Here is a 4,115-nt window from a genome sequence, read left to right on the forward strand (position 1 = left end):
GCCGGCGCCGTTCTCGCCCATCAGCGCGGTGACCGCGCCGCGGGGGAAGTCGAGGGTGACTCCGCCGAGGGCCCGGACGGTGCCGAAGGTCTTGGTGACGGCCGCGACGCCGGTGACGCCGGCCGCCTCCGCGGCGGCCGGCGTCGAGGGGTCCGGGGTCGAGGGGTCCGGGGTCGGGGAGTCCGACGTAGAGCGGCCCGGCGGCGGGGAGTCCGACGTCGAGCGGCCCGGGGTCGGGGAGTCCGGCCGGGAGGGGACCGGGTCAGCCACAGGTGACGCCCGCGCTCTGCCAACTGGCCGCGTCGACCATGGTGGTGGGGGCGAACTGCTCGGCCGGCAGGTCCTTGCCGTTCTTGAGCTTGTCGACCATGCTCTGGACCGCGAGCGCGCCGACCTCCTTGCCGTTGATGAACAGCGCGGCCTTCATCCCGGTCGGCTTGCCGCCGCTCCAGTCCTTGCAGGCGAGGTAGGCGCCGAGGCCGATGCCGATCACGTTGTCGGCGCCGACGCCGGCGTTCTGGAGCGCGGTGACGCCGCCGTGCACGTTCTCGTCGTTGCAGCCCCACACCACCCAGTGCTTGACGCCGGCGTTGGCGGTGATGGTCGCGGCGACCTTGTCCTGCGCGCCGGTGGGGGTGTTGTCGGTGGCGACATCGATGTTCTGGACGCCGGGGACCGCCGCGTCGAAGGCCTGCTTCGCCCCCTTGACGCGGTCGCCGCAGACGGTGACGTCCTGCTTCCAGGCGGAGATCACCCGGGTGTCGGCGGCCGTCCAGCCGGCCTTGGTGTACTCCGCGGCGGCGCGCTTGCCGATCTCGGTGCCCATCTGGGCGCCGCTGAAGCCGACCCGCGGCACCAGGTCGGTCTTGGCGCAGGCGGCGGGGTCGGGGCCGGTGGCGCAGACCTGGTCGTCGGAGGTGAGCAGGGCGATCTTCGCGTCCCTGGCGGTCTGCACGACCTGCGGCCCGACGGCCGGGTCCGGGACGACGATGATGACGCCGTTGGTCTTCTGGGCGATGGCGGCCTGGACCTCGCTGACCGTCTTGTTGGCGTCGTTGCCGAGGTTCACCACCTTGAGGTCGACGCCGAGTTCGGCGGCCTTCGCCTTCGCTCCGGCGGCCTCGCCGATGAAGTATTCCTGGTCCCCCTGCTTCTGCAGGTAGGTGATCGAGATCTTCCCGCTGACCGGCGCCACCGAGGCGTTGGCGCCGGTGGTCTCCTGGCCGTCGGAACAGGCGGTGACCAGGCCGAGGGACAACAGGAGAGAACCTGCCGCGGCGACGCGGCGGTTGGTGTTTCGGATCATGGAGGGGACCGCTCCTCATCAGCAGAACCAAACACATTCAAACGCGATGTGAAATATCACACCCCACTTTGACGGGCCGTCAAGTACCGTTCACCGCCGAGATCAAGTCGTGACACGCCATATGGGACAAGTAATGACAACGGCCGCCGGGGCTCGCACGCCCTCTTGAGCGGCAGGTTCTGTCGTGTCTATGCTGCGTTGCTTTCTGTTAGGAAAAGAGACAGAAAGCATCACGGCGATTCCCCTGCATGCCGCACCTCAGTGCCCCCACGCACCCCCACCCACCCCCACTCGCGCCCTGGAGCGCCCATGCGCAGAACTGCGCCGCACCTCCCCCGCACCCTGTCCCGAGCAGTGCTCCGAACGGTGCCCCGCACGCTGCTCGCCCTGGCCCTCGCCTCGGCCGGACTCGGCACGCTCGCTCTCGGCCCCTCGGCGACCCCCGCCGCCGCCGTCGAGAACGGACAGGCCCTCACCCCGCCGATGGGCTGGAACTCCTGGAACACCCTCGGCACCGCCGTCACCCAGCAACAGGTCCTCCAGACCATCGACTTCATGGTCGCCCGCGGCCTGGTGACGGCCGGCTACAACACCGTCACCATCGACGACGGGTGGTCGCTGGGCCACCGCGACGGCCAGACCGCCAACTTCGCGAAGACCGCCGAAGGCGCGATGCAGCTGTACGACGCCAACCGCAACCCGGTCAGCGGCACCGACGGCAACGGCCTCGACCCGACGAGCGGCCACCTGGTGCCCGACCCGGAGCGGTTCCCGGCCCACACCGTCAACGGCCGGACGCTCAACGGCATCGAGTACCTGTCCTGGTACGCGCACAGCAAGGGCATGAAGTTCGGCCTCTACGCCACCACCACCTACACCACCTGTCAGGGCCGCCCCGGCAGCCTGGGCCACGAGAGCGTCGACGCCGCCGACTTCGTCTCCTGGGGCGTCGACTACGTGAAGTACGACGACTGTCCCTACGGGCCGAGGATCGTCGGCCCCGACGGCCACGACTACTACACCCAGGGCATCGGCCGCGAGCTCACCCGCTCCGTCTACGCCCGGGTGCAGGACTTCCGCCGGGCGCTGGACTCCGCCTCGGCCGCGCAGAACCGGCCCAAGGTCACCCTGAGCGTGTCCGCCCAGCCGGTGCACACCGGGGTGCCGTACCTGCTGGCCTCCGACGACCCGGCCCGCACCGACCCGGTGGTGGTCGCCGCCGGCACCGGTGCGCGCGAGGCGCCCGGCTACGCGCCGACCGGCAAGTGGTGCGGCCAGGTCGCCAACCTGTGCCGGATCGGCGGCGACCGGGGGCCCGACCTGGACGGCGTGCTGTACAACGGCCAGCTGCGGACCGCGCTCCAGTACCCGGGCAACGTCCGACCCGGCAGCTGGAACGACATGGACATGATGTTCGCGGGGTGGCTGAACCCCTACGGCATCTACGGCACCACCGACAGCTGCGTCTGCCACAAGCCGATGACCGACGACGAGTCGCGCAGCGAGATGTCCGTCCTCGCCATGATGGCCTCCCCGCTGATCAGCGGCGCGGACCTGCGTACCGCCGCCGACTCCCAGCACAGCTCGCAGGGTTACACCTGGTCCACCGGCATCAGCGACTCGGCGCTGGCGGTCTACAAGAACGCCGACGTCATCGCGGTGAACCAGGACCGCCTCGCCAAGCCGGCCACCCTCGTCGGCCAGCCGCCGAGGAACGCCACCGACCCGATCGTCCTCAAGCGCCAACTGGCCGACGGCGACACCGCGGTGCTGCTGATCAACCAGGACCCGTCCGGCTGGCGGAACATCACCACCACGCTCACCGACCTCGGACTGACCGGCCCCGGCTACACCGCCAAGGACCTCTGGACCGGCGCCACCGGCACCTACACCGGCTCCCTCGGCGGCTGGGTCCCGGCCCACGGCGTCACCATGTACCGCCTCAAGGCCCTGCCCACCACCGTCCCGGCGGCGGTCGTCGGCGACGGCCGGTACCACGGCATCAGCGCCGGCGGCACCGGCGGGCAGGTGCTGGAGATCAACGGCATGTGCTCCGCGCCCGACGGTTCGAGCACCGACATCAACACCTGGTGGGACTGGCACACCTCGGAGCAGTGGAAGTTCACCCCGAACCCCGACGGCACCGTCCGGATCACCGACAACTGCGACACCCCCACCCAGACCCACGGCACCCTGACCGGCGGCAGCGGCAACGGCTCGCCCTGGGTGCTCAACCGCTGGGACCCCAACAGCCCGTACCAGAAGTGGCGGGTCACCCAGAACGCCGCCACCGGCGCGCTGACCATCACCAACGTCGGCAGCGGACTCGCCCTGGACGCCCCGCGGTCCGCGCCGACGTCCTCCGTGGTCCTCAACCCGCCGAACCCGGCCGCGGCCGGCCAGGCCTGGACGCCGCTGAACTGAGCGGACGCTCCACCGGCCCCGCCCGCCCCGACCCCTCCCGCCGGTCCGACCGGTCTGCCGCCCGGCTCCCCCGCCAGGCCGGCCGGTCTGTTTCCCCCGCCCAACTCCGATCCCTCATTGGAGGATTCGTGCGAACCCCCGACGCCCGACCGGCGCGCCGTGCCGCGTCCGCGCTCACCGCATTAGCCCTGTTCGCCGGCGGCGGCGCCGTGACGGTGGGGCTCCAGCTCGCGACCGCACCGTCGGCCGCGGCCCTCGACAACGGCCTCAACCTGACGCCGCAGATGGGCTTCAACAACTGGAACTCCACCTACTGCGGGGCCCAGTTCAACGAGGCGATGATCAAGGGCATCGCCGACATCTTCGTCTCCAAGGGCCTCAAGGC

General features: G+C 70.9%; 2 protein-coding genes and 2 pseudogenes. 2 read left to right on the plus strand and 2 right to left on the minus strand.

Annotated features, from left to right (window positions below; genetic code table 11):
• Together VR45_RS48905 and VR45_RS23440 are read right to left on the minus strand one after the other, a co-directional pair.
• A pseudogene (locus tag VR45_RS48905) lies at window positions 1-270 on the minus strand (ABC transporter ATP-binding protein); the annotation flags it as partial.
• Window positions 263-1,306, minus strand: a complete 1,044-nt coding sequence (locus VR45_RS23440; RefSeq protein WP_045941797.1) for a substrate-binding domain-containing protein — start codon at window positions 1,304-1,306, stop codon at window positions 263-265. The gene VR45_RS23440 and the pseudogene VR45_RS48905, both read right to left, overlap by 8 nt.
• A 309-nt stretch (window positions 1,307-1,615) precedes the next feature.
• Here VR45_RS23440 and VR45_RS23445 point away from each other — a divergent pair, with 309 nt between their 5' ends.
• Both VR45_RS23445 and VR45_RS47955 read left to right on the plus strand, forming a co-directional pair.
• Complete coding sequence (locus VR45_RS23445) at window positions 1,616-3,730, plus strand: hypothetical protein (RefSeq protein ID WP_078896766.1); 2,115 nt, start codon at window positions 1,616-1,618, stop codon at window positions 3,728-3,730.
• Window positions 3,731-3,939: 209 nt separating this feature from the next.
• Window positions 3,940-4,115, plus strand: a pseudogene (locus VR45_RS47955) (glycoside hydrolase family 27 protein); the annotation flags it as partial.

Source organism: Streptomyces sp. NRRL S-495 (genome assembly GCF_000966955.1).
In the GTDB taxonomy this organism is placed as follows: Bacteria; Actinomycetota; Actinomycetes; order Streptomycetales; family Streptomycetaceae; genus Kitasatospora; species Kitasatospora purpeofusca.

Coding starts and splice junctions, on each gene's coding strand:
- VR45_RS23440 (WP_045941797.1), bottom strand. CDS start 1,306: ATGATCCGAAACACCAACCGCCGCGTCGCCGCGGCAGGTTCTCTCCTG.
- VR45_RS23445 (WP_078896766.1), top strand. CDS start 1,616: ATGCGCAGAACTGCGCCGCACCTCCCCCGCACCCTGTCCCGAGCAGTG.